The organism is Kosakonia cowanii JCM 10956 = DSM 18146 (assembly GCF_001975225.1).
In the GTDB taxonomy this organism is placed as follows: domain Bacteria; phylum Pseudomonadota; class Gammaproteobacteria; order Enterobacterales; family Enterobacteriaceae; genus Kosakonia; species Kosakonia cowanii.
The window spans coordinates 21,878-39,704 of the sequence record NZ_CP019447.1 but is presented as its reverse complement, the minus strand read 5'-3'; the positions used below and the strand labels follow the sequence as shown (position 1 = coordinate 39,704).

General features: G+C 57.5%; 17 protein-coding genes. 11 read left to right on the top strand and 6 right to left on the bottom strand.

Annotated features, from left to right (window positions below; genetic code table 11):
* Positions 1-13: 13 nt before the first annotated feature.
* On the top strand, positions 14-964 hold the full coding sequence (gene corA, locus BWI95_RS22755) for a magnesium/cobalt transporter CorA (RefSeq protein WP_076770422.1): 951 nt from the start codon (positions 14-16) through the stop codon (positions 962-964).
* Positions 965-1,004: 40 nt separating this feature from the next.
* On the opposite strand, the gene BWI95_RS22750 is transcribed toward corA, so the two are convergent.
* From BWI95_RS22750 to yigI, 4 genes are all read right to left on the bottom strand, one after another.
* Positions 1,005-1,397 carry a DUF2628 domain-containing protein gene (locus tag BWI95_RS22750; protein WP_076770421.1) on the bottom strand — a complete coding sequence of 131 codons (393 nt, stop codon included), beginning with the start codon at positions 1,395-1,397 and terminating at the stop codon, positions 1,005-1,007.
* Positions 1,398-1,428: 31 nt separating this feature from the next.
* Complete coding sequence (locus tag BWI95_RS22745; protein WP_076770420.1) at positions 1,429-1,815, bottom strand: hypothetical protein; 387 nt, start codon at positions 1,813-1,815, stop codon at positions 1,429-1,431.
* A 148-nt stretch (positions 1,816-1,963) separates the two neighbouring features.
* Complete coding sequence (rarD, locus tag BWI95_RS22740; protein WP_023479586.1) at positions 1,964-2,860, bottom strand: EamA family transporter RarD; 897 nt, start codon at positions 2,858-2,860, stop codon at positions 1,964-1,966.
* A gap of 55 nt (positions 2,861-2,915) precedes the next feature.
* Positions 2,916-3,383, bottom strand: a complete 468-nt coding sequence (gene yigI / locus BWI95_RS22735) for an acyl-CoA thioesterase YigI (RefSeq protein ID WP_023479602.1) — start codon at positions 3,381-3,383, stop codon at positions 2,916-2,918.
* Between the two features lie 159 nt (positions 3,384-3,542).
* Between yigI and pldA the strand changes: the two genes are divergently transcribed.
* From pldA to rhtC, 3 genes are all read left to right on the top strand, one after another.
* Positions 3,543-4,412 carry a phospholipase A gene (gene pldA / locus BWI95_RS22730; RefSeq protein ID WP_054803673.1) on the top strand — a complete coding sequence of 290 codons (870 nt, stop codon included), beginning with the start codon at positions 3,543-3,545 and terminating at the stop codon, positions 4,410-4,412.
* 68 nt (positions 4,413-4,480) lie between these two features.
* Positions 4,481-6,307 (top strand): ATP-dependent DNA helicase RecQ, encoded by a 1,827-nt coding sequence (recQ, locus tag BWI95_RS22725; protein ID WP_042714310.1) that lies wholly within the window; start codon positions 4,481-4,483, stop codon positions 6,305-6,307.
* Positions 6,308-6,367: 60 nt separating this feature from the next.
* Positions 6,368-6,988: a threonine export protein RhtC gene (gene rhtC / locus BWI95_RS22720; protein WP_023479561.1), complete on the top strand. Its 621-nt coding sequence runs from the start codon at positions 6,368-6,370 to the stop codon at positions 6,986-6,988.
* A 106-nt stretch (positions 6,989-7,094) separates the two neighbouring features.
* Here rhtC and rhtB read toward each other — a convergent pair whose 3' ends face one another.
* Positions 7,095-7,715 carry a homoserine/homoserine lactone efflux protein gene (rhtB, locus tag BWI95_RS22715; RefSeq protein WP_042714313.1) on the bottom strand — a complete coding sequence of 207 codons (621 nt, stop codon included), beginning with the start codon at positions 7,713-7,715 and terminating at the stop codon, positions 7,095-7,097.
* Between the two features lie 109 nt (positions 7,716-7,824).
* Between rhtB and pldB the strand changes: the two genes are divergently transcribed.
* From pldB to BWI95_RS22700, 3 genes are all read left to right on the top strand, one after another.
* The gene (gene pldB / locus BWI95_RS22710; RefSeq protein ID WP_023479539.1) at positions 7,825-8,817 is read left to right on the top strand and encodes a lysophospholipase L2; all 993 of its coding nucleotides are present in this window, start codon (positions 7,825-7,827) and stop codon (positions 8,815-8,817) included.
* 25 nt (positions 8,818-8,842) lie between these two features.
* Positions 8,843-9,649 carry a sugar/pyridoxal phosphate phosphatase YigL gene (yigL, locus tag BWI95_RS22705; protein WP_054803672.1) on the top strand — a complete coding sequence of 269 codons (807 nt, stop codon included), beginning with the start codon at positions 8,843-8,845 and terminating at the stop codon, positions 9,647-9,649.
* 98 nt (positions 9,650-9,747) lie between these two features.
* Positions 9,748-10,647 carry a carboxylate/amino acid/amine transporter gene (locus BWI95_RS22700; RefSeq protein ID WP_076770419.1) on the top strand — a complete coding sequence of 300 codons (900 nt, stop codon included), beginning with the start codon at positions 9,748-9,750 and terminating at the stop codon, positions 10,645-10,647.
* Here BWI95_RS22700 and metR read toward each other — a convergent pair.
* Complete coding sequence (metR, locus tag BWI95_RS22695) at positions 10,535-11,488, bottom strand: HTH-type transcriptional regulator MetR (protein ID WP_054803671.1); 954 nt, start codon at positions 11,486-11,488, stop codon at positions 10,535-10,537. The two genes, BWI95_RS22700 and metR, sit on opposite strands and share 113 nt — an antisense overlap.
* A gap of 234 nt (positions 11,489-11,722) precedes the next feature.
* Between metR and metE the strand changes: the two genes are divergently transcribed.
* The 4 genes from metE (at position 11,723) to BWI95_RS22675 (ending at position 17,820) form a co-directional block, all read left to right on the top strand.
* Positions 11,723-13,984, top strand: coding sequence for a 5-methyltetrahydropteroyltriglutamate--homocysteine S-methyltransferase (gene metE, locus BWI95_RS22690; protein WP_076770418.1), 2,262 nt, complete (start codon positions 11,723-11,725; stop codon positions 13,982-13,984).
* A gap of 129 nt (positions 13,985-14,113) precedes the next feature.
* Positions 14,114-15,091 carry an ABC transporter substrate-binding protein gene (locus BWI95_RS22685; RefSeq protein WP_076770417.1) on the top strand — a complete coding sequence of 326 codons (978 nt, stop codon included), beginning with the start codon at positions 14,114-14,116 and terminating at the stop codon, positions 15,089-15,091.
* A 3-nt stretch (positions 15,092-15,094) separates the two neighbouring features.
* On the top strand, positions 15,095-16,804 hold the full coding sequence (locus tag BWI95_RS22680; RefSeq protein ID WP_076770416.1) for an ABC transporter permease: 1,710 nt from the start codon (positions 15,095-15,097) through the stop codon (positions 16,802-16,804).
* Complete coding sequence (locus BWI95_RS22675) at positions 16,792-17,820, top strand: ABC transporter ATP-binding protein (RefSeq protein WP_076770415.1); 1,029 nt, start codon at positions 16,792-16,794, stop codon at positions 17,818-17,820. The genes BWI95_RS22680 and BWI95_RS22675 overlap by 13 nt, the downstream gene beginning before the upstream one ends.
* Positions 17,821-17,827: the final 7 nt, after the last annotated feature.

Below are 17,827 nucleotides of genomic sequence, written 5' to 3'. Positions count from 1 at the left end.
GGGAGTCCCGGCCATGCTGAGCGCATTTCAACTGGAAAACAATCGTTTAAGCCGTCTTGAGGCTGACGAAATCAAACACCTCGCCAGCTCGGTTTGGGTTGATTTGGTCGAGCCGGACGATGATGAACGTACCCGCGTGCAAACGGAATTGGGCCAGAATCTGGCTACGCGACCTGAACTGGAAGACATCGAAGCCTCGGCGCGTTTTTTCGAAGACGAAGACGGTCTGCACATCCACTCCTTCTTCTTTTATGAAGATGCAGAGGATCACGCAGGCAACTCAACCGTAGCATTCACCATTCGCGAAGGGCGTCTCTTTACCCTGCGCGAACGCGAACTGCCCGCGTTTCGTCTCTACCGTATGCGCGCCCGCAGCCAGGAGATGGTTGACGGCAACGCCTACGAGCTGCTGCTCGATCTCTTCGAAACCAAAATTGAACAGCTGGCGGATGAGATTGAAAACATCTACAGCGATCTGGAAAAGCTCAGCCGCGTCATTATGGAAGGGCAGCAGGGCGATGAGTATGACGACGCGCTCTCAACGCTTGCTGAGCAGGAAGATATTGGCTGGAAAGTGCGGTTATGTCTGATGGATACCCAGCGCGCGCTGAACTTCCTGGTGCGCAAAGCGCGTTTACCGGCAGGCCAGCTTGAGCAGGCGCGCGAGATCCTGCGCGATATCGAATCGCTGCTGCCGCATAACGAATCCCTGTTCCAGAAGGTGAACTTCCTGATGCAGGCGGCGATGGGTTTTATCAATATCGAGCAGAACCGAATCATCAAGATCTTCTCGGTCGTTTCGGTAGTGTTTCTGCCGCCAACGCTGGTGGCATCAAGCTATGGGATGAACTTCGAGTTTATGCCCGAGCTGCACTGGAGTTTCGGCTATCCCGGCGCGATTATCTTTATGATCCTCGCCGGCCTTGCTCCCTACCTCTACTTCAAACGCCGCAACTGGCTTTGAGGCGATAAAAAAGGTTCAGCCTGCGCTGAACCTTTTTTCTTTACAGGCCCCAGGTCTGGATGCCTTTAACCTTATATTCGTGATACCAGACATTCGTTCGCATCATGATAAGCATGGGTACGATAAAGGAGAGGAAAGGGAAACCTATAAGAGCGGCGACTAATAATCCCAGTATGTTCAGCCCAATAGAGGTCAGCGCTTTTTTCCACAGGCCCAGGATAAAGAGATAAATACAGCCGAAGAAGAATGCGTAGAAGTTTTGGTTAACAGTTACTTTCTCCCCAAATTTCATCTGCTTAAACGCTTGTTTCCACGCCGGAGTAGGACGCCAGAATCCGGGGTAACCATTCTTTTCAAAAAAGGCGAAGCGATATTTCCACGTATCGCTCAGCGATTCATCTTTCTGGTAGTCATAGTCGTTGATAGTACTCATTTTCCTCTCCTGAAAAATCCTGTCTTTTAAACTAATTAGCTGTTTTTACTTCCGTTGGCGCGAACATAAACATAAAAAATACCAGGCCGTCGAACCAAATATAGAGCTGAGCGCCGAGCAGCAGATATTCATCATCCAGCACGAAACCTGCCGCGGAGACCACTGGCGAAATGAGATAAACCAGGATCGACAAAATGACGACATAACGCCCCTTTAATCCACTATCCCGGCAGCGCTGCGCATTGATATTGATCTTCACCCACGTGTAAACCAGCAGGCAGAGCAGTGGCAGTATGGGAAGCTTCGCCACGCTAACCATGGCAATTAAAAAAACAATATGCAGAAGCATAAAAGTAAGGAAATAGGGCTTACGCGCGAGGCATGCCTTGCCTGTTGGCCAAAAAATCCTGCGGATCATTTTTCCGGGTCGTCCTGAATAGCGTAATAATAAAGCGGCGAACATACCATTCAGTAGATTAATATGCGACGCGACGATCGAATAACCCACGAATATTTGTAGGTAGCGGGCGGCAATTCCGCCCGCCTGATTTGTTCCCTAAGCGGAATTAGCGTGTTTTACGCAACGCGCGCTGGGTATAAAGGGCATCCATTACGAAGATCGCCAGTGCCACCCAGATAAAGCCAAAGGTCACCATCTTATCCGCGCCGGGATGCTCACCGTAAAAGGTCACCGCCAGCAGGAACATCAGCGTCGGGCCGATGTACTGAAAGAAACCGAGGGTTGAGAGGCGCAGACGCGTTGCCGCCCCGGTAAAGCAGAGCAGCGGCACGGTGGTCACCACGCCCGCTGCGATCAGCAGCAGATTGAGCGACAGGCTGTTTTGCGACATATGGCTGGTCGGGCTATCGGTAATGCCGAACAGCCAGATGGCGGCCACTGGCAGTAACCATAAGGTCTCTATCAGCATGCCGGTTTGCGCCTCAACGGCGATTTTCTTTCGCAGCAGGCCGTAGAAGGCGAAGCTAAAGGCGAGGCCGAGGGCAATCACTGGCAGCGAGCCAAAGGTCCAGAGCTGCACCAGCACGCCCAGCGCAGCAAGGATCACCGCCAGCCACTGCATGCGGCGGAAACGCTCGCCCAGGAAAAGCATCCCCAGCAGGATATTCACCAGCGGGTTAATAAAGTAGCCGAGGCTCGCTTCCAGCATATGGTTATGGTTGACCGCCCAGATAAACAGCAGCCAGTTACCGCCCACCAGCACCGCCGAGACTGCCAGCAGCAAAATCTTTTTCGGCGTTTGCAGCAGCGCTTTCACGCTCTTCCACTGGCGGCTTACGCTTATCAGCGCCAGCATAAAAAAGAAGGACCAAATAACGCGGTGAGTCAGGATCTCATCGGCGGGAACATACCAAATCACTTTGAAATAGGCGGGCGCGATGCCCCAGATAAAATAAGCGGCGAGCGCAAGTAATACGCCAAGCCGCGTCTGCTTTGCATCCATCAGAAAGACTCGTTGCGAAAATGTAACCGCATGGTACCCGATTTCGCAGGCCTGCTCACCCCACCATATAGGTAGCGGTTGCGCTGGCGATATGCACCTGCTCCTCGTTATGCAGTTCCACGCGTGCAACGGCGACCTTATTACCCGCGCGCAGCAAACTGCTGCTGGCGGTAAAGCGCGTACCGCGGCCAGGACGCAGATAATCGACACGCAGATCAATCGTTCCCATGCGCGCCAGGCGCTGGCGAAGCTCCTCTTCGCTGATGGTTTCATGGCGGGTGAGGGTGCTGCCGACGCACACCAGCCCGGCGGCGACATCCAGCGCGGAGGCAATCACCCCACCGTGGAGAATGCTCTGCGCCCAGTTACCGACCATCATCGGCTGGTTATTGAAATGCAGTTCTGCGAACGCTTTTTCATAGCGCCCCAGCTCCAGGCCTAACGCACGGTTGTAAGGCATGTGATAGACAAAAATCTCGCCCACCATTTGCAGGGCTTGATCGGCGGTAAGAACGGCTGACATATCAATCTGATCCGATGAGTTAATGGAGTGTTAATTTTATGCTCAATGTTTGTTGATTGCTACTTTAAGAGCGATAGACGAGCAGTGACGCAAGAAATATGTAGAATACGTGCGGATAAGACTATTAACTAACTCAACAATAATTCGGAGCTTAAACCGATGCGCACCTGGCCGGGGTATATTTTCGCAGTGCTGGCACTGCCGTTTATGGCACTCGCACAAGAAGCAACCATCAAAGAAGTCCATGATGCGCCCGTCGTGCGCGGTAGCATCATCGCCAATATGTTGCAGGACCACGATAATCCGTTCACGCTCTATCCGTATGAATCCAACTATGTGCTTTATACCGATACCAGCGATCTGAATAAGGAAGCGATCCGCTCCTACAACTGGGCTGACAACGCGCGTAAAGATGAAGTGAAGTTCCAGATAAGCCTGGCCTTCCCCTTCTGGCGCGGCATTTTCGGGCCAAACTCAGTATTAGGCGGCTCCTATACGCAAAAATCCTGGTGGCAGCTCTCCAACAGCGGCGAGTCTTCTCCCTTCCGTGAAACCAACTATGAACCGCAGCTGTTCCTCGGTTTCGCCACGGATTACCGATTTGCTGGCTGGACGCTGCGTGACGTGGAGGTTGGTTTCAACCATGACTCCAACGGCCGCTCCGATCCCACCTCGCGCAGCTGGAACCGTGCTTACACCCGCTTGATGGCGCAAAACGGTAACTGGATGGTGGAAGTGAAGCCCTGGTATGTCGTAGGCTCCACGGACGACAACCCGGATATCACCAAATATATGGGTTACTACCAGCTGAAAATCGGTTACGAAATTGGTGATGCGATCCTCAGCGCGAAAGGGCAGTACAACTGGAATACCGGCTACGGCGGCGCAGAAATCGGCCTCAGCTACCCGGTGACCAAACACGTTCGCCTCTATACTCAGGTTTACAGCGGCTATGGCGAATCGCTGATTGATTATAATTTCAATCAGACCCGCTTCGGCGTGGGCGTGATGCTCAACGATCTGTTTTAAGGCATTGCAGTTTCAGTCACAGGCGCTGAAAATAGCGCCTGTTTTTATTTCAGGCAAATGGGGTCAATGTGGCGCAGGCGGAAGTATTGAATCAGGAATCGCTGGCTAAACAGGTTTTACAAGAGACCTTTGGCTACCAGCAGTTCCGCCCTGGCCAGCAGGATATTATCGACACCGTGCTTGGCGGTCGCGACTGCCTGGTGGTGATGCCGACCGGCGGCGGCAAATCGCTCTGTTACCAAATTCCGGCGCTGGTGCTGGAAGGGCTGACAGTCGTGGTCTCGCCGCTTATCTCGCTGATGAAAGATCAGGTCGACCAACTGCTCGCCAACGGCGTGGCAGCGGCCTGTCTCAACTCGTCCCAGAGCCGCGAGCAGCAGCTTGAGGTGGTAAACGGCTGTCGCAACGGGCAGATCCGTCTGCTCTATATCGCGCCTGAACGCCTGATGCTCGACAACTTCCTTGACCAGCTGCGCCAATGGAACACGGTGCTTATCGCCGTCGACGAAGCGCACTGTATCTCCCAGTGGGGACACGATTTCCGCCCGGAATACGCCGCGCTCGGCCAGCTGCGCCATATGCTACCCAACGTGCCTTTTATGGCACTTACCGCGACCGCCGATGACACCACGCGCCGCGATATTGAGCGTCTGCTCAGCCTTAACGATCCGCTGATTCAGGTCAGCAGTTTCGACCGCCCAAACATCCGCTACATGCTGATGGAGAAGTTTAAGCCTCTCGATCAACTGCTGCGCTATGTGCAGGAGCAGCGGGGCAAATGCGGCATCATTTACTGCAATAGCCGGGCGAAAGTGGAAGATACCGCTGCGCGCTTACAGGGTCGTGGCTTCAGCGCCGCGCCTTATCACGCCGGGCTGGAGAACGAGGTTCGCGCGCGGGTGCAGGAGCAGTTCCAGCGCGATGACCTGCAAATTGTGGTCGCTACCGTCGCCTTTGGCATGGGTATTAACAAACCCAACGTCCGCTTTGTGGTGCACTTCGACATTCCGCGCAATATCGAATCCTACTACCAGGAGACCGGTCGCGCCGGGCGCGATGGCCTGCCCGCAGAAGCGATGCTGTTTTACGATCCGGCAGATATGGCCTGGCTGCGCCGCTGCCTGGAGGAGAAGCCCGCCGGGCCGTTGCAGGATATCGAACGTCACAAGCTCAATGCGATGGGCGCCTTTGCTGAAGCGCAAACCTGCCGTCGCCTGGTGCTGCTCAACTACTTTGGCGAAGGGCGCCACGCGCCGTGCGGCAACTGCGATATCTGCCTCGACCCGCCGCGTCAGTACGATGGTTTGCAGGACGCACAGAAAGCGCTCTCCGCCATCTATCGCGTTAACCAGCGCTTCGGCATGGGTTATGTGGTTGAGGTGCTGCGCGGCGCGAATAACCAGCGTATCCGCGAGATGGGCCATGACAAGCTGCCAGTCTACGGCATCGGGCGCGAGCAGAGCCACGAACACTGGGTAAGCGTGATTCGCCAGCTGATCCACTTAGGCTTTGCTATGCAAAATATTGCCCAGCATTCGGCGCTGCAACTCACGGAAGCGGCGCGTCCGGTTCTGCGCGGTGAAGTGCCGCTGATGCTGGCGGTGCCGCGTATGGTGACGCTGAAGCCGAAAGTGATGCAGAAGGCGGCGGTCGGCAATTACGATCGCAAGCTGTTCGCCAAGCTGCGTAAGCTGCGTAAAGCGATCGCCGACGAAGAGAACATCCCCCCGTATGTGGTGTTTAACGATGCCACGCTGATTGAGATGGCGGAGCAGATGCCGCTTTCGCCGGGCGACATGCTGAGCGTCAACGGCGTCGGCACGCGCAAACTGGAGCGTTTTGGCCAGGAGTTTATGGCGCTGATCCGCGCCCATGTCGACGGTGATGAAGAGTAGTCAGCCTGCGGGAAAAGTGTCAGGATAGCCCTTCACTGAATCTTTTCTCGCGAGTTCGCTATGTTAACGCTCTTTCTCTCCGTCATGACAGTGCACTTCATTGCGCTGATGAGCCCCGGTCCCGATTTCTTCTTTGTTTCTCAAACTGCCGTCAGCCGCTCGCGCAAAGAGGCAATGCTGGGCGTGCTCGGCATCACCGCTGGCGTGATGGTGTGGGCAGCGGTCGCGCTGCTTGGCCTCAACCTGATCCTCGCGAAAATGGCCTGGCTGCACAGCATCATTATGGTCGGCGGTGGGCTCTATCTCTGCTGGATGGGCTTCCAGATGCTACGCGGTGCGCTGAAGAAAGAGACGGCGAACAGCGATGCGCCGCAGGTTGAGCTGGCGGCGGGCGGCCGCAGCTTTGTGAAAGGGTTGCTGACCAACCTCGCGAACCCGAAAGCGATTATCTACTTCGGATCGGTCTTCTCGTTGTTTGTTGGCGACAGCGTCGGCGCTAACGCGCGCTGGGGCATCTTTGTGCTGATTGTGGTAGAGACCTTCGCCTGGTTTACGCTGGTTGCCAGCGTCTTTGCGCTACCGCGCGTGCGTCGTGGCTATCAGCGAATGGCGAAGTGGATCGATGGCGTCGCCGGTGCGCTCTTCGCCGGGTTCGGCATCCATCTGATTATCTCCCGCTGATGCGAATTGCCGGATGGCGCTTACGCTTATCCGGCCTACAAAGGTCACCACCTGGTTTTGCGTAGGCCGGATAAGGCGCAGCCGCCATCCGGCAAACAGACCGCACTCACGCGTGCCTTGCTGACGCCAACAACGCCCCCACCAGCACAAACAGCGATCCGAACACTTTATTCAATGCCTTCATCTGATGCGGGCCTTTGATCCATCCCGCAATGCGCCGCGCCAGCGTGGCATAACCAATCATCACAATGATATCGACCACGATGGTCGTTGCGCCCAGCACAACATACTGCATCACCTGCGGCTGATTGGGCGCGATAAACTGCGGGAAGAGGGCGGCAAGAAACACGATGCTCTTCGGGTTGGTGAGGTTCACAAACACCGCGCGTTTAAACAGCCGCCCGCGTGATTGCGTCTGCGCCAGGGTATGGAGATCGAGCGCGCCTGCGGCGCGCCACTGCTGAATACCGAGCCACACCAGATAGGCCGCACCCGCCCACTTCAACACCTCAAACGCCAGCACCGAGCGGGAGAAGAGCGTGCCCAGCCCGATACCGACCAACACGATATGGATCCCCAGCCCGGTCTGCAAACCGGCAATTGAGGCCGCCGCGCCGCGATAGCCGTGGCTAATTGAAGTGGTCATGGTGTTGATCGCCCCGGAGCCGGGCGAGAGGCTTAAAATCAACGATGTCAGCAGGTAGGCGAACCACCACTCGAAGGTCATGAGAAATTCCCTGGTTGTCGGTTTTTATGCCACAATACGCCATTGTCTGTGGAATTTGCTATTGGTCACAAAAAAACGATTTTACATGGCTAAAAGGGGCAAAATCCCGATGTTTCGGCAAAAAAAGGCGTGGGAAAGCAGAGAAAAAGCGTTCGCCGCATTCACCATGGGTCCGTTAATGGACTTCTGGCGATCGCGTGAAGAGGACGTGTTTACCGGCGTGGACGACGTGCCGGTCAGTTTTGTTCGTTTTCGCGCGCAGAGTAACGATCGGGTGATCGTGATCTGCCCTGGCCGTATCGAAAGCTACGTAAAGTATGCCGAACTGGCCTATGACCTGTTCCACCTCGGTTACGACGTGCTGATTATCGATCATCGCGGCCAGGGGCGTTCCGGGCGTATGCTGCCCGATGCGCATCGCGGCCATGTGGTGAAATTTAGCGACTATGTCGAGGATTTAGCCGCCTTTTGGGAGCAGGAAGTTGCCAGCGGCCCGTGGCGCAAACGTTATATTCTGGCGCACTCAATGGGCGGCGCGATCTCAACGCTCTTTTTACAGCGCTACCCGCACGCCTGCGACGCCATCGCGCTCTGCGCGCCGATGTTCGGCATTGTTATTCATCTGCCGGACTGGGTGGTGCGTCCGCTGCTGGAGTGGGCAGAGAGCTACCCGAGCATCCGCGACGGTTACGCCATCGGTACCGGCAGCTGGCGTCCGCTGCCCTTCGCCATCAATGTGCTGACCCACAGCCGCGAGCGCTACCGCCGTAACGTTCGTTTCTACGCCGATGAACCGACCCTGCGCGTCGGCGGCCCAACCTGGCACTGGGTACGCGAAGGCATTCTCGCTGGCGAACAGGCGCTGGCAGGGGTGGAAAAAGATGCCACGCCGACATTACTGATTCAGGCAGAAGAGGAGCATGTGGTTGATAACCGCATGCATCAGCGCTTCTGCGAACGCCGCGCCGCCGCCGGTCACCCCTGCGAAGGGGGTAAACCGCTGGTCATCGAAGGCGCGTACCATGAGATCCTTTTTGAAAAGGACGCCATGCGCTCAGTCGCGCTCAACGCCATCGTCGATTTTTTCGATCGACATAACTGATGATTTATTGAGGTTAAATTTTCTTATGTACCAGGTTGTTGCCTCTGATTTAGACGGTACGCTGCTCTCTCCCGACCACACACTGTCGCCTTTCGCCAAAGAGACCTTAAAACTGCTGACCGCGCGCGGTGTGAACTTTGTCTTCGCCACCGGCCGCCATCACGTTGATGTCGGGCAGATCCGCGATAATTTAGATATCAAAGCCTACATGATCACCTCCAACGGCGCGCGCGTGCACGATACCGACGGAAACCTGGTCTTCACCCATAACCTCGACCGCGATATCGCCGCCGATCTCTTCGGCATGATGCATAACGAGCCGGAGATCATCACCAACGTCTACCGTGACGATGAGTGGTTTATGAACCGCCACCGTCCGGATGAGATGCGCTTCTTCAAAGAGGCGGTGTTCAAATACGCGCTCTACGAGCCGGGTTTACTGGAGCCGGAGGGCGTCAGCAAAGTCTTCTTCTCCTGCGACAACCACGAAAAACTGCTGCCGCTGGAGCAGGCGATCAACGCCCGCTGGGGCGATCGCGTCAACGTCAGCTTCTCCACTTTGACCTGCCTGGAAGTGATGGCGGGCGGCGTATCGAAAGGCCATGCGCTGGAAGCGGTCTCGCACGCGCTGGGCTACAGCCTGAAAAACTGCATCGCCTTCGGCGACGGTATGAACGATGCCGAAATGCTGTCGATGGCGGGGAAAGGCTGCATTATGGCGAACGCCCACCAGCGCCTGAAACAGCTCCATCTGGAGCTGGAAGTGATTGGCACCAACGCCGATAACGCCGTGCCGAAATACCTGCGCAAGATCTACCTTGGCGAAGATTGACAACTGTTCGCAAAACAAACAGACGTCAACTAAATAGTCAAACTTTGTACACCTGAGTTCGCTACAATGCGTGTCCTTTCACTTGAGAGACATTCATTGTGGCGTTACTGATCATCACCACCATTCTGTGGGCCTTCTCGTTTAGCCTGATTGGCGAATACCTTGCCGGGCATGTCGACAGCTACTTTTCGGTGCTGATGCGTGTCGGGCTGGCGGCACTGGTCTTTTTACCCTTCCTGCGCACACGCGGCCATAACCTGCAAACCATCAGCTTGTATATGCTGGTGGGCGCGCTGCAGCTGGGCATCATGTATCTGTTCGGCTTCCAGGCCTATCTCTACTTAACGGTCTCCGAATTCCTGCTCTTCACCGTGTTTACCCCGCTCTATATCACGCTGATTTACGACCTGCTGAGCAAACGCAGGTTGCGCTGGAGCTATCTGCTGAGCGCCGGGCTGGCGGTGATTGGCGCGGCGATCATCCGCTATGACAAAGTGAGCGATCACTTCTGGACGGGGCTGATCCTCGTGCAACTGGCGAACATCAGTTTTGCGATTGGCATGGTGGGGTATAAGCGCCTGATGGAGACGCGACCGATGCCGCAGCACAACGCCTTTGCCTGGTTCTATCTTGGCGCGTTTGTGGTGGCAGCAGTAGCGTGGCTGATAATGGGCAATCCGCAGAAATTACCCACCACCACGTTGCAGTGGGGCGTGCTGGTGTGGCTGGGCGTCGTGGCGTCCGGGCTCGGTTACTTTATGTGGAACTACGGCGCGACGCAGGTGGATGCGGGCACGCTCGGCATCATGAACAATGTGCATGTTCCTGCGGGGCTGCTGGTCAATCTTGCCATCTGGCAGCAGCAGCCGCACTGGCCCAGCTTTATTATTGGTGGTGCGGTGATAATGGCTTCGCTATGGGTACATCGCCGTTGGGTCGCTCCGCGCTCCGCACAAACGGCAGATGATCGCAGGCGTGATTCCGCGCTGAGCGAATAAACGCCTCTGTTACCGGCTGACGCTGCTCGCCGTCGCGCACCGCGGCGTACAGCCGGCTCCACAATCCCTCGCCGAGGGTTTTGGTCACAATCAGACCCTGGCGCTCAAAACTCTCCACCACCCAGTGCGGCAGCGCTGCAATCCCCATGCGTGCGGAGACCATCTGAATCAGCAGCAACGTGTTATCGACGCTTTTCAGCGACGGGCTGACGCCTGCCGGTTGCAGAAAGTGTCGCCAGATATCAAGCCGGCTGCGCTGCACCGGATAGATGAGCAGCGTTTCGCTGGCGATATCTTCCGGCGTGATATGCGCGACCGCCGCCAGCGGATGATCCGGCGCCAGCACCAGTCGCACTTCAAAATCAAACATCGGCGAATAGTGCAGGCCGCTGCGCGGCAGAATGTCGGAGGTGAGCACCACATCCAGCTCGCCCTGTTGCAAAGCGGGCTGCGGATCGAAGGTAACGCCGGATTTGAAATCCATCTCCACCTGCGGCCAGCTCTGGCGGAAATTCTCAAGCGCGGGGGTCAACCACTGAATACAGCTATGGCACTCAATGGCGATGCGTAAGGTGGTTTGCTGCGGCTCATTGCAGGCTTGCAGCGCGCGGCTAATCTGCGGCAGCACCTGATTGGCCAATTGCAGCAAAATTTCCCCCTGCGGCGTAAAACGCAGCGGCTGGCTTTTACGCACAAACAGACGGAAACCGAGGCGCTGTTCCAGATCGCTGAACTGATGGGAAAGGGCGGATTGCGTCTGGTGCAGCGTTGCCGCAGCGGCAGCCAGCGATCCGCTATTTCGTAACGCTTGCAGCGTTTTCAGGTGCTTAATCTCGATCATGAAACTCTTTCACTCCGGCATGAATATTTTGCGCTTGAGGAATACACAGTACATTCACATTATGGATGTGTAAACATCTGGACGTCCAAATCCTGCGTCTTTCGAATTAACGGTGCGTTGGCTGCGCTCATTCACCCCGGTCACTTACTTCAGTAAGCTCCCGGGGATTCATGAACTTGCCGCCTTCCCTTAATCCGAAATCCTTTGGATTAACTAATTGAAGAGGCTAATAAAATGACAGTAATCAACCACACCCTCGGTTTTCCTCGTGTTGGTCTGCGTCGCGAGCTGAAGAAAGCGCAAGAGAGCTACTGGGCCGGCAACGCCAGCCGTGAAGAGTTACTGGCGGTGGGCCGCGAACTGCGCGCTCGTCACTGGGATCAGCAGAAAGAAGCGGGTGTCGATCTGCTGCCAGTCGGCGACTTCGCCTGGTACGACCATGTTCTGACCACCAGCCTGCTGCTTGGCAACGTGCCGGCTCGTCATCAGAACAAAGACGGCTCTGTCGATATCGATACCCTGTTCCGCATTGGTCGTGGTCGTGCGCCGACCGGCGAACCGGCGGCGGCGGCGGAAATGACCAAATGGTTTAACACCAACTATCACTACATGGTGCCGGAATTCACCCAGGGCCAGCAGTTCAAACTCACCTGGACCCAGCTGCTGGACGAAGTAGACGAAGCGCTGGCGCTCGGCCACAACGTCAAGCCGGTACTGCTTGGCCCGGTCACCTACCTGTGGCTGGGTAAAGTCAAAGGCGAGCAGTTCGACCGCCTGAGCCTGCTGAACGATATTCTGCCGGTCTACCAGCAGGTGCTGGCTGAGCTGGCGAAACGCGGCATCGAGTGGGTGCAAATTGACGAACCTGCGCTGGTGCTGGAGCTGCCGCAAGCCTGGCTTGATGCCTTTAAACCGGCTTACGACGCGCTGAGCGGCCAGGTCAAACTGCTGCTGACCACCTATTTTGAAGGTGTTACGCCGAACCTCGATACCATTACCGCGCTGCCGGTGCAGGGCCTGCATGTTGATCTGGTTCACGGCAAAGATAACGTTGCCGAGTTGCATCAGCGCCTGCCGGCCGACTGGCTGCTCTCCGCCGGGCTGATTAATGGCCGTAACGTCTGGCGCGCCGATCTCACTGAGAAATACGCACAAATCAAAGAGGTGGTCGGTAAACGTCCGCTATGGGTTGCCTCCTCCTGCTCGCTGCTGCACAGCCCGATCGACCTGAGCGTAGAAACCCGCCTCGATGAAGAGGTGAAAAGCTGGTTCGCCTTCGCCCTGCAAAAATGCCAGGAGCTGGCGCTGCTGCGCGATGCGCTCAACAGCGGCAATACCGACAAACTGGCGGAGTGGAGCGCCCCGATTCAGGCGCGTCGCCACTCAACCCGCGTGCATAACACCGCCGTTGCGAAACGCCTGGCGGCTATCACCGCGCAGGACAGCCAGCGTCAAAGCCCCTACGCCGAACGCGCTCAGGCGCAGCGCGCACGCTTTAATCTGCCAGCCTGGCCGACCACCACTATCGGCTCCTTCCCGCAAACCACTGAAATTCGTGGCCTGCGTCTGGACTTTAAAAAGGGCAACCTCGACGCCAGCAACTACCGCACCGGTATCGCGGAACATATCAAACAAGCGATTGCCGAGCAGGAGCGCCTGGGGCTGGACGTGCTGGTGCATGGTGAAGCCGAGCGTAACGACATGGTCGAGTACTTCGGTGAAAACCTCGACGGCTTCGTCTTTACGCAAAATGGCTGGGTGCAGAGCTACGGCTCCCGCTGCGTGAAACCGCCGGTCGTCATCGGTGATGTCAGCCGTCCGCAGCCGATCACCGTTGAGTGGGCGAAGTATGCCCAGTCGCTGACCGATAAACCGGTCAAAGGGATGCTTACCGGCCCGGTGACGATCCTCTGCTGGTCCTTCCCGCGTGAAGATGTCAGCCGTGAAACCATCGCTAAACAGATTGCGCTGGCGCTGCGTGATGAAGTGGCGGATCTGGAAGCTGCCGGTATCGGCATCATTCAGATTGATGAGCCTGCCCTGCGCGAAGGGTTACCGCTGCGCCGCAGCGACTGGGATGCCTATCTGCAATGGGGTGTTGAAGCCTTCCGCCTTAACGCCGCGGTAGCGAAAGATGAGACGCAGATCCACACCCACATGTGTTACTGCGAGTTCAACGACATCATGGACTCTATCGCCGCGCTGGATGCCGACGTTATCACCATCGAAACCTCCCGTTCCGACATGGAGCTGCTGGAGTCCTTCGAAGAGTTCGAATACCCGAACGAAATCGGGCCGGGCGTGTATGACATTCACTCGCCAAACGTCCCGAGCGTTGAGTGGATCGAGGAGCTGTTGCAGAAAGCGGCGCAGCGTATCCCGGCAGAGCGTCTGTGGGTCAACCCGGACTGCGGCCTGAAAACCCGCGGCTGGCCGGAAACGCGCAGCGCGCTGGCAAACATGGTGAAAGCCGCGCAGAACCTGCGTCAGCAGTAATCAGCCTTACCGCGCCGCTGTTAAAAACGGCGGCGCGTCATTGCCTTAGCGCACCTTATCCCGCCTTCGTAACATGATTGTCAAACTCCCTTGTTTTAATCGTCGCAATGAAAACAGCGGGAGAGATCCATGAATAACAAACGTGTGCTGGCCGCAGTTGTGCTGGCTCTCATCAGTGCCTCGTCATGGGCAAAATCAACCTTAACGCTCTATACCAGCCAGCCGAATGACGATGCGCAGATGACCGTCAGCGCCTTCGAAAAAGCGCACCCGGATATTGAAGTGAAGTGGATCCGCGACGGCACCAGCAAGCTGATTGCCCGCCTACAGGCAGAGTTAGCCGCCGGAAGCGCCGCGCCGGATGTGCTACTGATTGCCGACAGCGTGACCATGGAATCCCTCAAAAAACAGAACCTGCTGGCGGCTTATAAATCGCCCGAAGCGGCGCGCTTCGACCCGCAGCTGTTTGATAAAGAGGGCTATTACTACGGTACCAAAGTGATCACTACCGGCATTGCCTACCACACCAAAGCACCGCTCAAACCGACCTCTTGGCTGGATCTGCTCAAACCTGAAGTGAAAAACATGACCACGCTGCCAAGCCCGCTCTACTCCGGCGCGGCGCAGATCCACCAGGCGACGCTGATGAACGATCCGGCGCTCGGCTGGCAATACTACGAAAAACTGAAACAGAACGGCGCGATGCCGCAAAGCGGCAACGGTGCGGTGATGAGCGCGATTGCCTCCGGCAGCAAAGCCTATGGCGTGCTGGTGGATTACCTGGCGATCCGCGAAAAAGCCAAAGGCGCGCCGGTTGAGTTTCTCTTCCCGAAAGAGGGTGTCAGCGTCGTTACCGAACCGGTAGCGATGATGAAGGGGACAAAGAACCCGCAAGGGGCGAAGGAGTTTATCGATTTTGTCCTCTCGGACGCCGGGCAAAAACTGGTGCTGCAACAGGGCTATCTCCCTGCGGATGCGACGCTGCCGGTGCCGAAAGGCTTCCCGCCGCGCGACAGCATCAAATTGATGCCGTTTGATGCGGCGAAAGCGCTGGCCGAGACCGAGGCGAACAAAAAACGCTTCGCCGATCTCTTCGGTAACCGTTAAACGATGAGTAGCGCAATCGTGCCGAACAGCGGCAGTGGCGCAACCAAAGGGCTGCTCTGGCTGTTGCTGTGCCTGGTGGCGCTGCTGAGCCTGTTGCCCAGCCTGCGGCTGCTGCTCTCCGCGCTGGTTGACTGGCGGCAGGGGAGCGACAGCAGTTTGTGGCGCGTGCTCAGCAACCCGGCGACCTGGCTGGCGCTCTGGCACAGCCTTTACACCAGCGGGCTTGGCACACTGCTGTCGCTGCTGCTCGGCAGCCTGTTCGCCTTCTGCCTGGCGCTGACCAATATCCGCCTCAAACAGATGTGGGTGTTTCTGTTTATGTTGCCAATGATGATCCCGCCGCAGGTCACAGCCCTAAGCTGGCTGCAACTCTTCGGCCCCGGCAGCATTCTGCTTAACAGCCTCGGTATCGCGCCAGGCTTTGGCAGCAGCAACCCGCTCTACTCGCCGGAAGGGATTGCGCTGCTGCTTGGCATTCAGCATGCACCGCTGGTGTTTCTCGCGCTGCGTACGCAACTGCGCGCACTGCCGCAGGAGCATATTGAAGCGGCGAGGCTTAACGGCGCATCATTATGGCGCGTGTTTATCGATATTGTGCTGCCGCTATGCCGCACCGCGCTGTGGGCCGGGGCGGCCATCGCCTTTGTCTCGGCGCTGGGCAACTTTGGTATTCCGGCGATGCTCGGCATTCCCATCTCCTATTTCGTGTTGCCAATCCATATCTACCAGACGCTGGCAAGCTTTGGCCCCTCAATGCTCAATGACGTGGCGGCGCTCTCGCTGCTGATGGGCGTGCTGGCGATTGGCATTGTGATGCTCCAGAGCCGGATGCAGCGGCGCTATGCCTTACCGCTGATTGGCACAACCGGGCGCGCGATCGCCTTCAGGCTGGGAAGAGGGCGGCTGGCCGTTGAAGTGCTGCTCGGCGCAGTGCTGTGCGCGATCCTGCTTGCGCCTCTGCTGGCACTGATCGCCACATCGCTGGTGCCGACGCTCGGCGTGCCACTGAACAGCGAGACCTTCACCCTCACCGCCTGGCACAACCTCTTCACCGAGCAGAGCGCCACGGCGCGCGCGCTCGGCAACAGTTTTCTGCTATCGATCGCAGCCGCGGTGGTGCTGATGCTGGTTAGCCTGCCGCTGGCGTGGCTGCTGGTGCGCTACCCGAACCGCCTGCTGCGCGGCTTGCACAGCATAATTGATATTCCCTACACGCTGCCGGGCGTGGTGCTTGCCATCGCCTGCATTCTGCTCTTCGCCCGCCCGCTGCCGCTGCTTGATATCGCGCTCGGCGGCACGCTGACGATTATCTTTTTGGCCTATCTGGCGCGCTTTCTGACGGTCTGCCTGAAGCCGGTGCACAGCAGCATGCTGCAACTCGACCCGGCGATGGAGGAGGCGGCAAGCCTGGCAGGCGCGGCTTTCGGCCAGCGTCTGCGCCATATCGTCTTACCGCTGCTGGCTCCGGCAGCATTCGCCGGTGCGCTGCTGGTGTTTCTTACGGCGGTTAATGAGTTAACCGTTTCGGCGCTGTTATGGAGCGCGGGAAAGGAGACCATCGGCGTGGTGATTTTCAACCTTGATGAGAGCGGCGATAAGGTGCTGGCCTCGGCGCTCTCCGTGCTGGTGGTGGCGCTGGTCGCACTGGTGATGCTGCTGCTCGGCGCGCTCGGGCGCTATCTACCGAAAGGAGTGATCCCATGGCAGAACTGAAGCTTGAAGGGCTCAGCAAAGTGTTTGGCGAGCAGGCGGTGGTGCGGGATCTCTCCTTAACGCTGCCGCAGGGCGCGTTTACCGCGCTGTTAGGCCCCAGCGGCTGTGGCAAAACCACCACGCTGCGCATTCTCGCCGGGCTGGAGACATTAAGCGACGGGCGTTTGCTGCTGGGTGAACGCCTGCTGGCGGATAAACGCCACCATACGCCGCCGGAGCAGCGCGATATGGGAATGGTGTTCCAGTCCTATGCCCTGTGGCCGCATATGACGGTTGCCGAAAACGTCGGTTATCCGCTGAAGCTGCGTAAAGTAAACGGTGCCGCGCGGCAAAAACAGGTGATGGCGGCGCTGGAGGTGGTTGAACTTGGAGCGTATGCCGGGCGTGCGCCGCATGAGCTTAGCGGCGGTCAGCGCCAGCGTGTTGCGCTGGCCCGCTGCCTGGTCTCTGAACCGCAAGTGGTGCTGCTGGATGAGCCACTAGCCAATCTCGACAGACACCTGCGCGCCACCATGGAGCAGACGTTTCGGGAGTTTCATCGCCGCACTGGTGCCACCTTTGTCTATGTGACCCACGATCAGGCCGAAGCGATGGCGCTGGCGAGCCATATTGCGGTGCTGCATCAGGGGGAGTTGATGCAGTGGGGGGCGCCGCAGGATCTCTATCAGCAGCCGAAAAGCGGCTGGGTCGCGCGCTTTATTGGTAAGGGCAGCGTGCTGACGCTGGCGACGCCCGCCGGGTATCAACAGCTGGACAGCGCCTCGCTGCATCACGGCTTATCCCAGAGCGGGTATGGCGCGCAGCAGCCGGTGCTGGTGCGCCCGGAGCATGTGCAGATTGCCGGGGAAGGATTGAGCGCGCAGGTGGAGAGCTGTATTTATCAGGGCGAGCGCTATTTGCTGGCGCTACGTTTAGCGGACGGTCAGGGGCTGACGGCGTTTCATCACGCCGCGCTGCAACCGCAGCAGTCGGTCTGCGTGCGTTTACTACAAGGCTGGAAACTGGAGGCGGCATAGCGTGCCG

Excerpts from the sequence above, each read along its gene's own strand:
- corA (WP_076770422.1), top strand. The coding sequence starts at position 14 with ATGCTGAGCGCATTTCAACTGGAAAACAATCGTTTAAGCCGTCTTGAG.
- BWI95_RS22750 (WP_076770421.1), bottom strand. The coding sequence starts at position 1,397 with ATGAGTACTATCAACGACTATGACTACCAGAAAGATGAATCGCTGAGC.
- BWI95_RS22745 (WP_076770420.1), bottom strand. The coding sequence starts at position 1,815 with ATGATCCGCAGGATTTTTTGGCCAACAGGCAAGGCATGCCTCGCGCGT.
- rarD (WP_023479586.1), bottom strand. The coding sequence starts at position 2,860 with ATGGATGCAAAGCAGACGCGGCTTGGCGTATTACTTGCGCTCGCCGCT.
- yigI (WP_023479602.1), bottom strand. The coding sequence starts at position 3,383 with ATGTCAGCCGTTCTTACCGCCGATCAAGCCCTGCAAATGGTGGGCGAG.
- pldA (WP_054803673.1), top strand. The coding sequence starts at position 3,543 with ATGCGCACCTGGCCGGGGTATATTTTCGCAGTGCTGGCACTGCCGTTT.
- rhtC (WP_023479561.1), top strand. The coding sequence starts at position 6,368 with ATGTTAACGCTCTTTCTCTCCGTCATGACAGTGCACTTCATTGCGCTG.
- rhtB (WP_042714313.1), bottom strand. The coding sequence starts at position 7,715 with ATGACCTTCGAGTGGTGGTTCGCCTACCTGCTGACATCGTTGATTTTA.
- pldB (WP_023479539.1), top strand. The coding sequence starts at position 7,825 with ATGTTTCGGCAAAAAAAGGCGTGGGAAAGCAGAGAAAAAGCGTTCGCC.
- yigL (WP_054803672.1), top strand. The coding sequence starts at position 8,843 with ATGTACCAGGTTGTTGCCTCTGATTTAGACGGTACGCTGCTCTCTCCC.
- metR (WP_054803671.1), bottom strand. The coding sequence starts at position 11,488 with ATGATCGAGATTAAGCACCTGAAAACGCTGCAAGCGTTACGAAATAGC.
- metE (WP_076770418.1), top strand. The coding sequence starts at position 11,723 with ATGACAGTAATCAACCACACCCTCGGTTTTCCTCGTGTTGGTCTGCGT.
- BWI95_RS22685 (WP_076770417.1), top strand. The coding sequence starts at position 14,114 with ATGAATAACAAACGTGTGCTGGCCGCAGTTGTGCTGGCTCTCATCAGT.
- BWI95_RS22680 (WP_076770416.1), top strand. The coding sequence starts at position 15,095 with ATGAGTAGCGCAATCGTGCCGAACAGCGGCAGTGGCGCAACCAAAGGG.
- BWI95_RS22675 (WP_076770415.1), top strand. The coding sequence starts at position 16,792 with ATGGCAGAACTGAAGCTTGAAGGGCTCAGCAAAGTGTTTGGCGAGCAG.